Source organism: Sorangium sp. So ce406, from assembly GCF_051474675.1.
Taxonomy (GTDB): Bacteria; Myxococcota_A; Polyangia; order Polyangiales; family Polyangiaceae; genus Sorangium; species Sorangium cellulosum_G.
Genome location: NZ_CP150340.1, coordinates 9,914,226 through 9,929,125, shown reverse-complemented (window position 1 = coordinate 9,929,125; position 14,900 = coordinate 9,914,226). Strand labels below are relative to the sequence as shown.

General features: G+C 73.6%; 9 protein-coding genes. 6 read left to right on the top strand and 3 right to left on the bottom strand.

Annotation, left to right across the window (positions count from 1 at the left end; all coding sequences use genetic code 11):
* The first annotated feature begins 31 nt into the window (after window positions 1–31).
* Genes WME96_RS37180 through WME96_RS37170 form a run of 3 tightly spaced genes read left to right on the top strand, consistent with a single transcriptional unit; the run spans window position 32 to window position 6,287 of the window.
* Window positions 32–1,198, top strand: coding sequence for an HlyD family secretion protein (locus WME96_RS37180; protein ID WP_437286318.1), 1,167 nt, complete (start codon window positions 32–34; stop codon window positions 1,196–1,198).
* Entirely contained in the window at window positions 1,195–4,071 is a 2,877-nt protein-coding gene (locus tag WME96_RS37175) for an ATP-binding cassette domain-containing protein (protein WP_437286317.1), read from the top strand. The genes WME96_RS37180 and WME96_RS37175 overlap by 4 nt, the downstream gene beginning before the upstream one ends.
* Window positions 4,068–6,287: an ATP-binding cassette domain-containing protein gene (locus tag WME96_RS37170; protein ID WP_437286316.1), complete on the top strand. Its 2,220-nt coding sequence runs from the start codon at window positions 4,068–4,070 to the stop codon at window positions 6,285–6,287. The genes WME96_RS37175 and WME96_RS37170 overlap by 4 nt, the downstream gene beginning before the upstream one ends.
* A 48-nt stretch (window positions 6,288–6,335) precedes the next feature.
* On the opposite strand, the gene WME96_RS37165 is transcribed toward WME96_RS37170, so the two are convergent.
* The gene (locus WME96_RS37165) at window positions 6,336–6,809 is read right to left on the bottom strand and encodes a hypothetical protein (RefSeq protein WP_437286315.1); all 474 of its coding nucleotides are present in this window, start codon (window positions 6,807–6,809) and stop codon (window positions 6,336–6,338) included.
* A gap of 113 nt (window positions 6,810–6,922) precedes the next feature.
* On the bottom strand, window positions 6,923–7,339 hold the full coding sequence (locus WME96_RS37160) for a hypothetical protein (RefSeq protein WP_437286314.1): 417 nt from the start codon (window positions 7,337–7,339) through the stop codon (window positions 6,923–6,925).
* A gap of 622 nt (window positions 7,340–7,961) precedes the next feature.
* Between WME96_RS37160 and treZ the strand changes: the two genes are divergently transcribed.
* Both treZ and WME96_RS37150 read left to right on the top strand, forming a co-directional pair.
* Entirely contained in the window at window positions 7,962–9,908 is a 1,947-nt protein-coding gene (gene treZ / locus WME96_RS37155; protein ID WP_437286313.1) for a malto-oligosyltrehalose trehalohydrolase, read from the top strand.
* Window positions 9,898–11,970, top strand: coding sequence for an amylo-alpha-1,6-glucosidase (locus WME96_RS37150; RefSeq protein WP_437286312.1), 2,073 nt, complete (start codon window positions 9,898–9,900; stop codon window positions 11,968–11,970). The genes treZ and WME96_RS37150 overlap by 11 nt, the downstream gene beginning before the upstream one ends.
* A gap of 24 nt (window positions 11,971–11,994) precedes the next feature.
* On the opposite strand, the gene WME96_RS37145 is transcribed toward WME96_RS37150, so the two are convergent.
* Window positions 11,995–13,254 carry a metallophosphoesterase family protein gene (locus WME96_RS37145; RefSeq protein WP_433929482.1) on the bottom strand — a complete coding sequence of 420 codons (1,260 nt, stop codon included), beginning with the start codon at window positions 13,252–13,254 and terminating at the stop codon, window positions 11,995–11,997.
* A 314-nt stretch (window positions 13,255–13,568) separates the two neighbouring features.
* Here WME96_RS37145 and WME96_RS37140 point away from each other — a divergent pair, with 314 nt between their 5' ends.
* Window positions 13,569–14,858: an NTP/NDP exchange transporter gene (locus WME96_RS37140; RefSeq protein WP_437286311.1), complete on the top strand. Its 1,290-nt coding sequence runs from the start codon at window positions 13,569–13,571 to the stop codon at window positions 14,856–14,858.
* The last annotated feature ends 42 nt before the right edge of the window (window positions 14,859–14,900 follow it).

Sequence of the window (14,900 nt, the reverse complement as noted above, 5' to 3'; positions counted from 1 at the left end):
GCTTCGCCCGTGGTACTTTGCGAGACCACCCATGCCCGCCGGGTTCTCACGCTCGATCCACGCGATCGCAACCGACGGCCACCGCGGCTCGATCGCCGGCGCCGCGCTCGGGGCGCTCCTGCTCGGAGCCTGGCTCGCGTGGTTCTTCCTCGCCCGCGTCGGGCGGTACGAGGCGAGCGTGAGCGCGCGCCTCGAGGTGGGGCAGGCGGCGCACCGGGTCGAGGCGCCGCTCGACGGGAGGGTCGCCGCGGTCCACCTCGACCTCGGGGCCGAGATCGCCGCGGGCGACGTCCTGATCGAGCTCGACGTGGAGCCGCTCCGCCGCGAGATCGACGACAAGCAGGCCCGGCTCGAGGCGATCGCCGGGCAGGTGGGGCCGCTCCGGGCCGAGATCGCGGCGCGGGCGCGGGCGCTGCGCGACGGGGCAGAGGCGGCGCGCGCGCACGTCGACGAGGCGAAGGCGCGGATCCGGGAGGCCGAGGCGGGCGCGCGCTTCCAGGAGCTCGAGGCGGAGCGGGCCGTGCGCCTGCGGCAGGACGGGCTCGTGTCGGAGGCCGACGCGGCGCGGCTCGCGGCCGAGGCGCTGTCGAGGCGCTCGGCGACCGAGGCGCTGGACCGCGCCGCCGCGCGGGCCTACGTCGAGCGGCGCGCCGGGCAAGGCGAGCAGGAGGCCGAGCTCGCGCGGCTCGACCGCGAGGCCGCGTCGCTCGAGGGCGAGCGGCTCGTGCTGGAGGCGGCGATCAAGGGGCTGCTCGCCGAGATCGAGCGGCGCAAGATCCGCTCGCCGATCGCCGGCCGCGTCGGCGAGATCACGGTGCTGCGGGCCGGCTCCTACGTGCGCGAAGGAGACGTCGTGGCCGCCGTCGTGCCGCCCGGCGAGCTCCGGGTGATCGCGGAGTTCCCGCCCTCGTCCGTCGGCCGGATCAGCGCGGGGCAGGAGGGACGCCTGCGCCTCGATGCGTTCCCGTGGACCGAGTACGGCACCCTGTCGACCACGGTCGAGCGCGTCGCCAGCGAGACGCAGGAGGGCCGCATCCGCGTGGAGCTCGGCGTGCGCCCCGATCCGGCGTCGCCGATCCCGATGCAGCACGGGCTCCCCGGCAGCGTCGTCATCGAGACGGAGCGCGTCTCGCCGGCCTCGCTCGTGCTGCGGGCCGCAGGGCAGATCGTGAGGGTCCGCGGCGGAGCGGGCGGGTGAAGGGAGGGACGACGGGCGCCGATCCCCGATCCGCGCCGGCCCAGTCCGCGTCGGAGGCCGCGTCGGAGGCCGCGCCGGAGCGAGCGGCGCGCGCCGAGCCCCATCGCCGAGCGTCGGGCCCGCAGCGGAGGCTCCTCGCGCCGGAGGTCGTGCAGACGTCGGCGATGGATTGCGGGCCGGCCGCGCTCAAGTGCGTGCTCGAGGGCTTCGGCATCGGCGTGAGCTACGGGCGCCTGCGCGAGGCCTGCCAGACGGACGTCGACGGCACATCCATCGACACGCTGGAGGACCTCGCGGAGCAGCTCGGGCTCGTGGCCCAGCAGATCCTCGTCCCGATCGAGCACGTGCTGCTCGACGAGGCCCAGGCGCTGCCGGCGCTGGCGATCGTGCGGCAGTCGACCGGGCCGCTGCACATCGTCGTGATCTGGCGCCGGCACGGCGGCCTGGTGCAGGTCATGGACCCGGGCACGGGGCGGCGCTGGCTCACGCGACGGCAGCTCGAGGGCGAGCTCTACCAGCACGAGCTGCCCATGCCCGCGGCGGACTTCCGCGCCTGGGCGGCGAGCGACGGGTTCACGCGGCCGCTCGGGCGCCGGCTCGCCTGGCTCGGCGCGGGGACGCGGCCGCTCGAGGCGGCGCTCTCGGACCCGGGGTGGCGCGCGATCGCGGCGCTCGACGCCGGCGCGCGCCTGGTGACGTCGCTCGTGCGCTCCGGCGGCCTCGGCCGCGGTCGCGAGGCCGCGCGCGTGCTGGGCGCGCTGCTCGAGCAGGGGCCCGAGGCCGCAGGGGAGGAGAGGATCCCGCCCGCCTTCTGGACGGCGCGCCAAGGGCCGGCCGGCCCGCGCGGAGAGGAGCTCGTCGTCGCGCGGGGCGCCGTGCTCGTGCGGATCCGCGGGCGGCGCCCGGCCATCCACGCCAGCGCCCCGGCAGGGCGCGGCGGCGCGCCGCGGGCCGCCGCCCCCGCGCCGCCGCCCCCCGACGGGGCGACCGCTCACGCCGGCGTGCGCCTCTCCCCCGACCTCGCCGCCGCCCTCGCGGAGCGAAAGGCCAGGCCCGGGCGCGAGCTCCTCCGGATGATCCGCGAGGACGGGCTGCTGACGCCCGCGGTGCTCGCCGGCGCGCTCGCGCTCAGCGTCGCGACGGTGGTGCTGGAGAGCCTCCTCTTCCGTGGGTTGCTCCAGATCTCCAATGATCTCGCGCTGTTCGAGCAGCGCCTCGCCGCCCTCGGCGCCCTCGCCATGTTCCTCGCGGTGGAGCTCGCCATCGATCTCTCGCTGACCACGGGGGTGATCCGGCTCGGGCGCCACCTCGAGGTCCGGCTGCGGATGGCGTTCCTCGCGAAGATCCCGCGCATCGGCGATCGCTACTTCCACAGCCGTCCGGCCTCGGACATGGCGCAGCGCGGTCACAGCCTGCACGTGCTCCGCGGCCTGCCGGCGTTCGGCGGCCAGCTCGCGCGCTCGGCGCTCGATCTCGCGGTCACCACGGCGGCGATCGCCTGGATCGATCCCGCGAGCGCGCGCCTCGCCGTGCCGTGCGCCGCGCTGGCGCTGGCGCTGCCGCTCGCGGGGAGCCGCGTGCTCGTCGAGCGCGACCTGCGCGTCCGCACCCACGCCGGCGCGCTCACGAGCTTCTACCTCGACGCGCTCCTCGGCCTCGTGCCGATCCGGGCGCACGCGGCGGAGCGGGCCGTGCGGCGCCAGCACGCGGGCCTGCTCGGGGAGTGGGCGCTCGCCGGCCGCGCGCTGCTCCGCGCGGCCCTCGCCGTCGACGGGGCGCAGGCGCTGCTCGGCTTCGCGCTCGCCGCGTGGATCCTCGGCGACTTCCTCGCCCGCGGGGGCGCGCTCTCGCGGGCGCTCCTGCTCTTCTACTGGGCCCTCGCGCTGCCGGCCATCGGGCAGGCGCTCGCGAGCACGCTGCTCCAGTACCCGGCGCACCGCAACACGGCGCTGCGCCTGCTCGAGCCGCTCGGCGCGCCGGAGGAGTCGCGCGCGGGCGACGCGCCCGGCGCGGCGCCGCCAGCGCAGGCCGGCGCCGGGGGCGCGGGCTGCGCGATCGCCTTCGAGCGCGTGCGCATCCAGGCCGCCGGGCACGTGATCCTCGACGGGGTGGATCTCGAGATCGCGGCGGGCAGCCACGTGGCGATCGTGGGGGCGTCGGGCGCGGGGAAGTCGAGCCTCGTCGGGGTGCTGCTCGGGTGGCACCGGGCGAGCGAGGGGCGGGTGCTCGTCGACGGCCGCCCGCTCGACGGCGAGCGGCTGCGCGCGCTGCGCGAGGAGACCGCGTGGGTCGATCCGGCGGTCCAGATCTGGAACCGGTCGTTCCTCGACAACCTTCGCTACGGCGCGCCCGACGACGCGGCCGACTTCGGCCCTGTCGTCGAGGAGGCCGAGCTGCGCGAGGTGCTGGAGCGGCTGCCGGAAGGGCAGAAGACCCTGCTCGGCGAGGGCGGAGGGCTCGTCTCCGGCGGCGAGGGGCAGCGCGTGCGCTTCGGTCGGGCGATGATGCGGAGCGAGGCGCGGCTCGCGATCCTCGACGAGCCGTTCCGCGGCCTCGACCGGGAGCGCCGCCGGGCGCTGCTCGCCCGGGCGCGGCGGCGCTTTCGTCGCGCGACGCTCCTGTGCGTCACCCACGACGTCGGCGAGACACGCGCGTTCGAGCGCGTGCTGGTCGTGGACGGCGGGCGCGTCGTCGAGGACGGGGCGCCCGCCGAGCTCGCGGCGCGCCCCGGCTCACGCTACCGGGCGCTGCTGGACGCCGAGGCGGCCGTGCAACGAGGGCTCTGGTCGAGCGGCGGGTGGCGCAGGCTGAAGGTCGTGCGCGGGCGGATCGCCGAGGGGGCGGCGTCGTCGGCCGAGGGCGAGCGGGGATGACGGCGGAGGCGCTGCGCGGGTGGGGCGATCGGCCGGACGAGGCGGTCGACGCGCTCGGCGCGATCGAGTGGCCGGCCGAGCGCCTCGGCGACGCGCTCGAGGCGCTCGCGCTGCAGGGCGGCCTCCGCCCACGCGCCGTCGCGGCGCCCGTCCCGACCGCCGGACACCTCCGCAGCGCGGACGCGCTCGGGGCGTGGATCGAGCAGGCCGCGGGCTACCTCGGCGTCGAGGCGGAGCCGATCGCGGCGCGCTACGACGAGATCGACGCCGCGCTCCTCGGCGTCGCGCCCGCGCTCGTGTGGCTGCGCGGCGGCGAGGCGCCCCGCTTCCTCGCCGTCGCGGGGCGCAGGGGGCGGGACGTCCTGGTGCTCCGGGCCGACCGCTCCACGGCGCGCGTGCCCGTTGCGGCGATCGCCGGCCACGTCTCCCGCCCGCTCGAGGCGCAGGTGCTCCCGGAGATCGATCGCGTCCTCGCGCGCGCCGGCGTGCGGCCGCGCCGGCTCGGGCGCGCGCGGCGGGCCCTGCTCCGCGAGCGCCTCGGGCCGGTGATCCTCGACGGCATCTGGAGCCTGCGCCTGCCGCCGGGCGCGTCGTTCCGGCGGCAGGTCGCGGCCGCGCGGATCCCGCGCCGCCTGCTCGGCCTGCTCGTCGCCCACGGCGCGGCCTACACGCTCTGGATCCTCGTGTGGACGACCGTGGGGCGCAGCATCCTCGACGACCACCTCGACGAGGGGTGGCTCGTCGCCGGCGCGCTGCTGCTCGCGACCGTGGTCCCGCTGCGCCAGCTCATGGCGTGGCTGTCCGGCCTGGCCGCGATCGACTCGAGCGCGCTGATCAAGCAGCGCCTGCTCGCGGGCGCGCTCGCGCTCGACGCCGAGGAGGTGCGCAGCGAGGGCGCAGGCCGCTTCCTCGGCCGCGTGATCGAGTCCGAGGCGATCGAGGCGCTCGCGATGGGCGGCGGCGTCGCGGCCGTCGCCTCGGCGTTCGAGCTCGCCGCGGCGGCGGTCGTGCTCGCCCAGGGGGCGGCCGGCGCGACCCACGCGCTCCTGCTCGTCGCCTGGGCGGCGCTGGTGCTCGCGCTCTGCGTGCGGTTCTACCGGCGGCGCGCGCGCTGGACCGCCGCGCGGCTCGCGATGACCCACGACCTCATCGAGCGCCTTGTCGGCCACCGGACCCGCCTCGCCCAGGAGCGCCACGGCCGCTGGCACCACGGCGAGGACGAGGCGCTCGCGCAGTACCTGCTGCGATCGCGCGAGCTCGACAGGAGCCAGATCGAGATCGGCGCGCTGATGCCGCGGGGCTGGCTCATGGCGGGCATCGTCGGCCTGTTGCCGCCGTTCCTCGCGGGCTCCGGCTCCACCGCGGCGTACGCGGTGGCGCTGGGGGGCGTCCTGCTCGCGAGCCGCTCGCTCCAGGGCCTGTCGGCCGGCCTGTCGAGCCTCGCCAGCGCGGCGATCGCGTGGGAGCAGGTCTCCACGCTCTTCCATGCCGCCTCCCGCGGCGCGGCGCCGCCGCCGCCCCTGCCGCCCGACGCGGGGCGGTCGCCAGCCCGCGCGGCGGAGGTCGCGGCCGGCCCGGACAGCGCGGGAGACGCGGAGGTCCGCGCGCCGGTCCTGGAGGCGCACGAGCTGTCGTTCCGGCACAAGGGCAGGGCGCGCCCCGCCGTGACGGACGTCTCGCTGCGGATCGCGGCGGGCGATCGCGTCTTGCTCGAGGGGCCCTCGGGGGGAGGGAAGTCGACGCTGAGCGCCCTGCTCTCGGGGCTGCGCGCGCCCGACGCGGGGCTGCTCCTGCTGAACGGGCTCGACCGCCACATGCTGGGCGCCGCCGCGTGGCGCCGCCGCGTGGCGGCGGCGCCGCAGTTCCACGAGAACCACGTCCTCGCCGGGACGTTCGCGTACAACCTGCTGATGGGCAGGCGCTGGCCGCCCAGGCCCGTCGACCTCGCGGAGGCGGAGGAGATCTGCCACGAGCTCGGCCTCGGCGAGCTGCTCGAGCGGATGCCGGGAGGGCTGGAGCAGCTCGTCGGCGAGACGGGCTGGCAGCTCTCGCACGGCGAGCGGAGCCGGCTCTACATCGCGCGCGCGCTGCTCCAGGGCGCGGAGGTCGTCGTGCTCGACGAGAGCTTCGCGGCGCTCGACCCCGAGACGCTGGAGCGCGCGCTGCGCTGCGTGCTCCGGCGCGCGCGCACGCTCGTGGTCATCGCCCACCCGTAGCGCGAGCTGGTCGAAGAGGATGCGAAGCCAGCGCGCCTGGCGCGATCGCTACCCGCCTCGCGGCCACCATCCGTTGGGGCAGTCCTCCTCGGCGTCGGCGGCCTTCAATCGCAGAACACACCCGCACGTCGAGCGCCCCTGCTCCCTGTGGATCTCGAGCAGCTTGCCGCACGTGTAGACGTCGTCCCCGCGCATGACCACGAGGCCGCCGGGGCACCTGCGACATACATCCAGCCTGGCCTCGACCGCCCGACGCGGCAAGAGGCCCACTCCGAGAGACGTCCTGAGCGCGGACAGGGCCCCATGCGCCGTGGCCCGACCGCGCTCGATGGCCCGCGCGAACCGGCTCACCTCGACGTCCGTGTCCCACGGGATGCCGTGCGGGCACTCGAATTCGGCGGTGCCTCCCGGCACCTCGAAGTCCTGCAGGACAGCCAGCCGGAACCCGCGCCCCTTCTCCGGATCGCGGCAGAGGCGGCAGTGCCCTCCAGATTGGCATGCTTCGGTATCAGCGTATCTCATGGGCCGTCCTCCGCGTTGGGTTCATGGTGGTGCGAAGGACGAGGACGCGGGGCGTCGTCACGCTCCGGTCCTCGTCCTCCGCGCTGGCGCCGCCGTGCTCCTCGGAAGAAGCGTCAGACGTTGTCCCTGAGACCGACCGAGATCGTGTCCTGGGTCCCGGGCAAGAAGGTCAGATCGACCTTGACCGCCCCCTGGCTTTTCTGGTCGCCCTGGAAGTGATCGTGCGGGATCGCGATCGTCGCGCTGGACGGCCTGTACCGCGGATCCGGCGCGTCGCCTCTCATGACCGTGAACGAGAGCTCGACGTACCCCGTATCGGTGGCGCACAGGTCGCCGCCGGTCGACGTGTTCTTGTTTTCGATGTACCCGGCGCGGGTCTCGCCTTGCGGGAGCCTGACGTTGAAGGCGTCGATCCCCGGCGCGCCGGCGCCACCGGGGCTCTGCGGGTAGATGCAGTGCTTCCGCACCACCTCCACCTGGATGTCGTACTGTGAGAAGTTGTTGATTGTCATGTTGGCGCCATGTCCCATGGTGATCTCCTCGTGGTGAGCAACCGCTCGTGATTGGTCGATCCTCGCTCGTCGCGCGTCGACTCGCGCTGAGGATCGACTTTCGCTGAGAGTCGACTCGCGTTGAGCGTCGACTCGCGCCGAGAGCTGATTGCAGCGGGCGTGCCAGCGCCCTTTCGCGTGCGGCGGAGCCCCGCGTTTCATTTCCTCTCCGCGGCCGCCGCCAGCCCGCTGCTGTGTGCGCCGCACGCGTCACAAAGAGCGCGCTGTGCGCCACAGCGGCCGCACAGTGTGCGCCACAGGGGCCGCACGCTGTGCGCCACAGCGATCTGCTCACGCGATCCTCGCGCCGGACGAGGAACAACAGATGCGAGCGCGGTGTATCCCCTCCTTTCGCGCCGCCTGCTCCGGTGCGCGGCCGCGAACGGCCCCGACTCGGTGCGGCGCTCCCTGGCGCCGAACCAGACGGGATGCTGTCTGCGCCGGTCGTCGGCGCCCCGCTTCCACATCGGTGCACTCCTGATTGTGTTCGGGTCTTCCCGTAAGGCACGTGGCGGTCGACAACCGTGCACCAGCAGCCGTAGTGTGCCGACCCGGCGCTGGGCACTGGACGTCACCTGCGTTGGATCTAGAATTCATCCCAATGCGGGAAATCAAGACAGAGAGGCGGTTGCCTGTGGGCGCGGAGGTGGTCGCCGGCAAAGGGGTGCACTTCCGGGTCTGGGCCCCCGCCCGGCGCAAGGTCGAGGTCGTCCTCGAGGCAGGGCCTGGGAGCGGCGGGGCCGCCGCGCTGCGGGCCGAGGAGGGCGGTTACTTCTCGGGGCTGGTCCCCGCCGCCGCGAGCGGCACCCGCTACCGCTTCCGGCTCGACGACGACGAGAAGCTCTATCCCGACCCCGCGTCGCGCTCTCAGCCGGAAGGGCCGCACGGGCCCTCCGAGGTGGTCGACCCGGGCGTGTTCGCCTGGAGCGACGCCGGCTTCCGGGGCGCCCCGCTGAAGGGGCAAGTCGTCTACGAGATGCACATCGGCACCTTCACCCGGGAGGGCACCTGGGAAGCCGCCACGCGCGAGCTGCCCGAGCTCGCCAGGATCGGCATCTCGTTGATCGAGGTGCTGCCGGTCAACGAGGTCCCCGGCCGATTCAACTGGGGTTACGACGGGGTGAACCTCTTCGCGCCGACGCGCCTCTACGGCAGCCCCGACGACTTCCGCCGCTTCGTCGACGCGGCGCACCGCGCCGGGATCGCCGTGATCCTCGATGTCGTCTACAACCACCTCGGCCCGGACGGCAATTACCTCGGTGAGTTCTCCAAGGATTACTTCAGCGATCGGCACAAGACGGACTGGGGCGCCGCCATCAACTTCGACGGCCCGCGATCCGAGGCGGTGAGGGAGTACTTCGTCGCCAACGCCGGCTACTGGATCGACGAGTTCCACCTCGACGGGCTCCGGATCGACGCGACGCAGAACATCTACGACGGCTCGAAGGACCACATCCTCGCCGCGATCTCCCGCCGCGTCCGGGAGGCCGCGCGGGGCAAGGCGACGTTCATCGTGGCCGAGAACGAGTCGCAGGAAGAGTGGCTGATCCGGGCCGCCGAGCGGGGCGGCTACGGGCTCGACGCCATGTGGAACGACGACTTCCACCACAGCGCCAAGGTGGCGCTCACCGGCCACAACGAGGCTTACTACACGGATCACCAGGGCTCGCCCCAGGAGTTCATCTCCGCCCTGAAATACGGGTTCCTCTTCCAGGGACAGCGCTATGAATGGCAGAAGCAGCGGCGGGGCACGCCGGCGCTCGGCGTGGATCCGGCCCGCTTCGTCCTCTTCCTGGAGAACCACGATCAGGTCGCCAACACCGCGAAGGGGGAGCGGCTCTACCACCTCACGGGAGCGGGCAAATTCCGGGCGATGTCGGCGCTCCTGCTCCTCGCCCCCGGGACGCCCATGCTCTTTCAAGGGCAGGAGTTCGGGTCGTCGGCGCCGTTCCTCTTCTTCGCGGATCACAACAAGGAGCTCGCGCCGCTCGTGCGCAAGGGCAGGGCGGAGTTCCTGGCGCAGTTTCCGTCATGCGCCGCGCCCGAGGTGCGCGCGCGCCTCGACGACCCGGCCGACCCGGCGACGTTCGAGCGCTGCAAGCTCGATTTCTCCGAGCGCGAGCGCAACGCCGGCCTCTATGCCCTCCACGCGGACCTCATCGCGCTGCGCCGGCGCGATCCCGTGATCTCGGCCCAGCGCCCGCGCGGCGTGGACGGGGCGGTGCTCTCCGACCAGGCCTTCCTCCTCCGCTACTTCGGCGACGACGGCGACGACCGCCTGCTCCTCGTCAACCTCGGGCGGGACATCCATCGAGGGTCCTTGCCGGAGCCGCTCTTCGCCCCGCCGCCGGGGCGCCGCTGGGAGACGTTGTGGTCCAGCGAATCCCCCCGTTACGGGGGGCAAGGCAGTCCACCTGTCATCACCGAGGATGGCGTCCACATCCCGGGGGACGCGGCGATCCTCCTCCACCCCGTGGTCGGGAAGCCGGTGCCCGAGAAGACGAGCGCCAACCCTCGCCCTGAGGAGCCCAAGAAGAATGTACGCTGACGAGATCTGCCGGATGATGGTCTGGTCCCGGGGCACCGCCCCCGCCACGCACGACGACGCGGAGCACGGCTCGGACCCGCTCACGCGGGAGTGGCTCGTCACGAACGGCCTCGGCGGTTATGCGTCGGGCACCATCTCCGGCGCGGTGACCCGTCGGTTCCATGGACTGCTGATCTCCGCGCTGCCCGCGCCGCTCGGCCGCACCATGATGCTCAGCGATCTGAGCATCCGCGTCGTCACCTCGGACGGCAAGGTGTACCAGGTGGGCGGGCAGGAGCCGTGGCTCGACGCGACCTCGGCGGAGGTGATCGATCTCGCGGAGTTCCGCCTCGAGGCCGGCCTGCCGGTGTGGCGCTACGAGGGCGCGGGGATGGCCTTCGAGCGGCGGCTGCTCCTGCCCCACGGGCAGAACACGGTCCACGTCACGTACACGCTCCTCAAGGGGGCAGGGCCGGTGCGGATCGAGCTCCAGCCGTGGGTGAACTTCCGCCCGCACGAGGGCGCGCTCGATCGACCGGTGGCGGGGCCCTATGCGCTGACCGTGGTGGAGGACCGCTACGAGCTCGCCTCGCCGAGCGACCTCCCGCCGCTCCGGCTCCAGGTCCAGGGCGCGCGCGCCGAGTTCAGGATCGAGAGCGCCCGGCTGCGCAACGTGCGCTACCGGATCGAGCAGAGCCGCGGGTACGACGCGGTCGGCGAGTTCTACAGCCCGGGTCGATTCAGCCTCGAGCTCCCGGTCTCGGGCAGCGTGACCCTGGTCGCCTCCACCGAGGCGTGGGAGACGATCAACGCCCTCTCCACGGAGGAGGTGCAGCGCGCCGAGCGCAAGCGCCGGACCCGGCTCCTGCTCGCCGCGGCGCCCGAGGTCCGCTCCGGACCGCCGGCGGAGCTCATCTTCGGTGCCGACCAGTTCCTCATCACGCCCGCCGGCCGCGTCGAGGACGCCGCCCGCGCCCGGGCCGGCGGCGACGAGGTGCGCACCGTCATCGCGGGCTACCACTGGTTCACCGACTGGGGCCGCGACACGATGATCAGCCTGGAGGGGCTGACGCTCGTCACCGGGCGTCACACCGAGGCGGGCTATATCCTGCGCACGTTCGCCCATTACGTGAAGCACGGGCTCATCCCCAACATGTTCCCGGAGGGCAAGAACGACGGGCTCTATCACACCGCCGACGCGACCCTCTGGTTCTTCCACGCGCTCGATCGCTACCTGACGTACACCGGCGATCGCGAGACGCTCCGGCTCATCCTCCCCACGCTGACCGATATCGTCGAGCACCACACCCGCGGGACGCGCTTCGGGATCGGCGTCGACCCGAAGGACGGCCTCGTCCGCCAGGGCGAGGAGGGCTACCAGCTCACCTGGATGGACGCGAAGGTCGGCGATTACGTGGTCACGCCCCGCCGGGGAAAGGCGGTGGAGATCAACGCGCTCTGGTACAACGCCCTCCGCCTGATGGAGCGCTGGGTGCGCGAGTCGGAGGATGAGGGCGCGTCGCAGCGCTACAGCGCGGCGGCCGACAGGGCCAAGGAGTCGTTCAACCGGCGCTTCTGGAACGAGGAGAAGGGGTATCTCTACGATCTGATCGACGGTGAGCAGGGCACGGACGACGCTTTCCGGCCGAACCAGATCTTCTCGATCTCGCTGCCGAACCCGGTGCTCGATCCCGCCCGCTGGAGGGGGATCGTCGACCAGGTCAAGGAGCGGCTGTGGACGCCGGTCGGCCTCAGGTCGCTCGCCCCGGGGCACCCGGATTACAAGCCCAAGTATTTCGGCGACCTCCGCGCGCGGGACCTGGCCTATCACCAGGGCACCGTGTGGGGGTGGCTCATGGGGCCGTTCGTCGACGCCTGGCTGAAGGTGTACCCCGCCGATCTCGCGGGGGCGCGGAGCCTGCTCGCGGGGTTCCCGCCGCACCTCGACGAGGCCTGCGCCGGGTCGATCAGCGAGATCTTCGACGCGGAGCCGCCGTTCACGCCCCGCGGGTGCGTCGCCCAGGCGTGGAGCGTGGCCGAGGTGCTGCGCGCCTACGCCCGGACGGCCCGCTCGGCGGGCTGAGCGGGGTCCCCGCCCGCCGGGCGCTCAGGGCGACTCGCCGGCGCCGAGCAGCCGCGAGATCAGCGTGTGCTCCACGTCGTCGAGCGCCTCCCGCAGGAACGCGGGGTCGTCGAGGCGGATCGCGTCGTCGCCCTCGCGCGCCTCGGCGGGGAGCTTGTTCTTGAGGCTCGCGAACTCGCGCAGCAGCGAGGAGAGGCTCGCCTCGTCCTCGCGCAGCGCGCGCAGCGACCGCGTGAGCTGGCCGATGGCGTCGTCCCGCTCCTCGAGCGCGCCCACCTCGAGCGGGGCGAGCGTCCGGGAGAGCACGCGCTCGATCCAGAGCCCGCCGCCGAGGTCGTTGGCGATCGCGCGGATCTGCCCCGTCCAGCGCTCGAAATCGGCGCGCAGCGCGGCATGGGCGGGGGTCGCGCCGCACAGGATCACCCGCGCGGCGAGCGTGCGCCCGTCCGCCTCGGCGAGGCGCTGCTCGAGCTGCTCCCGCGTCAGATCCACGATGTCGTCGGCGCTCGCGGCCGGGGAGAGATCGACCTCGCAGGCGCACCAGCGCACGACGTCGAGGGCGCGGTGCTCGACGGAGGTGATGCGGCCCTCGTCCGTCGTGACGAGGAGGGCGCCCTTCTCGCCGGTCTCGCGGGCGTGGCGGCCCTGGAGGTTGCCGGGAAAGGCGATGTACGGGTCCTCGGAGAGCACCTCTCGGGTGTGCACGTGGCCGAGCGCCCAGTAGTCGTATCGCTTGCCGACCAGGGTGTTCAGGCTGCAAGGAGCGTAGTTGTCGTGGCCCTCGCGGCCGCCCAGGCAGGTGTGGAGCATGCCGATGTTGAAGAGCCCGGTGTGCGCGTCCGGGTAGCCCGCCGCGAGATCGTCGGTGACGGCCTTGGTCGCGAAGCTCTGGCCGTGGACGGCGACGCCGAGCCGGTCGAACACGACCGACTCGGGGCGGCGGGGGTCGAGCCGGCGGGCGTTCTCGGGGAGCTCCAGGTGACGGGTGATGTTGCTCTCGGCGTCGTGGTTGCCGTAGAGGAGCACGACCTCCACCCGGGCGGCGCGCAGGCGGGAGAGCTGCGAGGCGAAGAACAGGCCCGTGCTGTAGTCCTTCCAGTCTCCGTCGTAGATGTCGCCCGCGAGGAGCAGGAGGTCGACCTCCTCGGTGAGGCAGAGGCTCACGAGGTTCTCGAGCGCGCGGCGCGTCGCCCCGCGGATCTGCTCGACGGGAGCGCCCGGATAACGGTCGAGCCCGCGGAGCGGGCTGTCGATGTGGAGGTCGGCGGCGTGGACGAACTTCATGGGCTGGCGCGGCCCGAGCTTAGCCGCTTCTCGCCGGGAGCGCTGCTCATCCGATGAGTATCGCGATCGATGTCCCGCCGGCCGTCGCCGGGCTCGACCGCGCGAGGACAGCTCCGCACAGCGCCACCCGAGCTCGTCCCGCCGGAGGGCGAGCGTCGTGTCGAGCCGCCCGCGCTCTCCCCGGCTCCCGCCGGCGGCGGTCGTCTTGACATGCGCGGCGCGCTGTCATGCAGTGTTCGGCCGATGCCGCGCCCGCCGCCTCGCCTCACGGAGCCCGCCCCGCGCGGCCTCGCCCCGGGAAGAGCGGTATCCCGTTGAGCTCGGCGACCGCGCTGCTCCGGCGGATCTGCGAGGTGAAGGACGGCGAGGCCGCAGCGCTGCTGTGGAGCTTCGCTTACTTCTTCTGTCTCCTGTTCAGCTACTACGTGATGCGCCCCGTGCGCGAGGAGATGGGCATCTCCGGCGGGATGGACAGGCTGCCCTGGCTGTTCACCGCCGTCTTCGCGACGATGCTCGCGGCCGTGCCCGCGTTCTCCGCGCTCGTGGCGCGCTTGCCGCGGCGGCGGTTCATCCCGATCGTCTATCACTTCTTCGCGTCGAACCTGCTCGTCTTCTTCGGGCTGCTCTCGCTCGGCGCGCCGCGCGCGGAGGTGGGCAAGGTCTTCTATGTCTGGCTGAGCGTCTTCAACCTGTTCGCCGTGTCCGTGTTCTGGGGGTTCATGGCGGACCTCTGGCGCAGCGAGCAGGGCAAGCGCCTCTTCGGCTTCATCGCGGCCGGCGGCAGCGCCGGCGCGCTCGCCGGCTCGTTCATCACGGCCGCGCAGGCCAGGCAGATCGGGACAGCGAACCTCCTCCTGCTGTCGGCGGCGCTGCTCGAGCTCGCCGCGCTCTGCGTGGGGCGGCTGAACCGCCTCGCCGGTCAGCTCGGCGACGGCGCGCCGGGGCCCGGCGGGAGCGCGGCGGAGGATCGCATCGGCGGGGGCGCGCTCCGCGGGGTGACGCTCGTCCTGCGGTCGCCGTACCTGCTCGGGATCTGCGCGCAGACGCTCTTCCTGTCCGTGACCGCGACGGTGCTCTACTTCGAGCAGGCGCGGATCGTCTCCGCGCAATCGATGGATCCCGCGCGGCGGACCGCGATGTTCGCGTCGATCGATCTCACCGTGAACGTGATCACGATCCTCGTGCAGGTGCTCGTGACCGGGAGGCTCATGACGCGGGTAGGCCTCGGTGTCGCGCTCGCTGTCGTCCCGGTGGTCACGGGCGTCGGGTTCGCGGCGCTCGCGGCGCAGCCCACGATCTGGATGATCGCCGCGTTCCAGGGGCTCCGGCGGGCGATCCACTACGCGGTGGACCGGCCGGCGCGGGAGATCCTGTTCACGGTGGTCGCGCGCGAGGAGAAGTACAAGGCGAAGAGCTTCATCGACACCGTGGCGTTCCGCGGCGGGGACGCCGCGAGCGCGTGGGTGCTCTCGGGGCTGTCGGCGCTCGGGGTGAAGGCGGCGGGGCTGTCGCTGATGATGCTGCCGGTCGCGGGCGGGTGGGTCCTGCTGAGCCGCTACCTGGCGAGGCGGCAGGCGGAGCGCGCCCGCGGCGACGAGGGCTGACGCGGGCTGACGCGGGCCGGGGCGGCTGCGAAGCGGACGCGG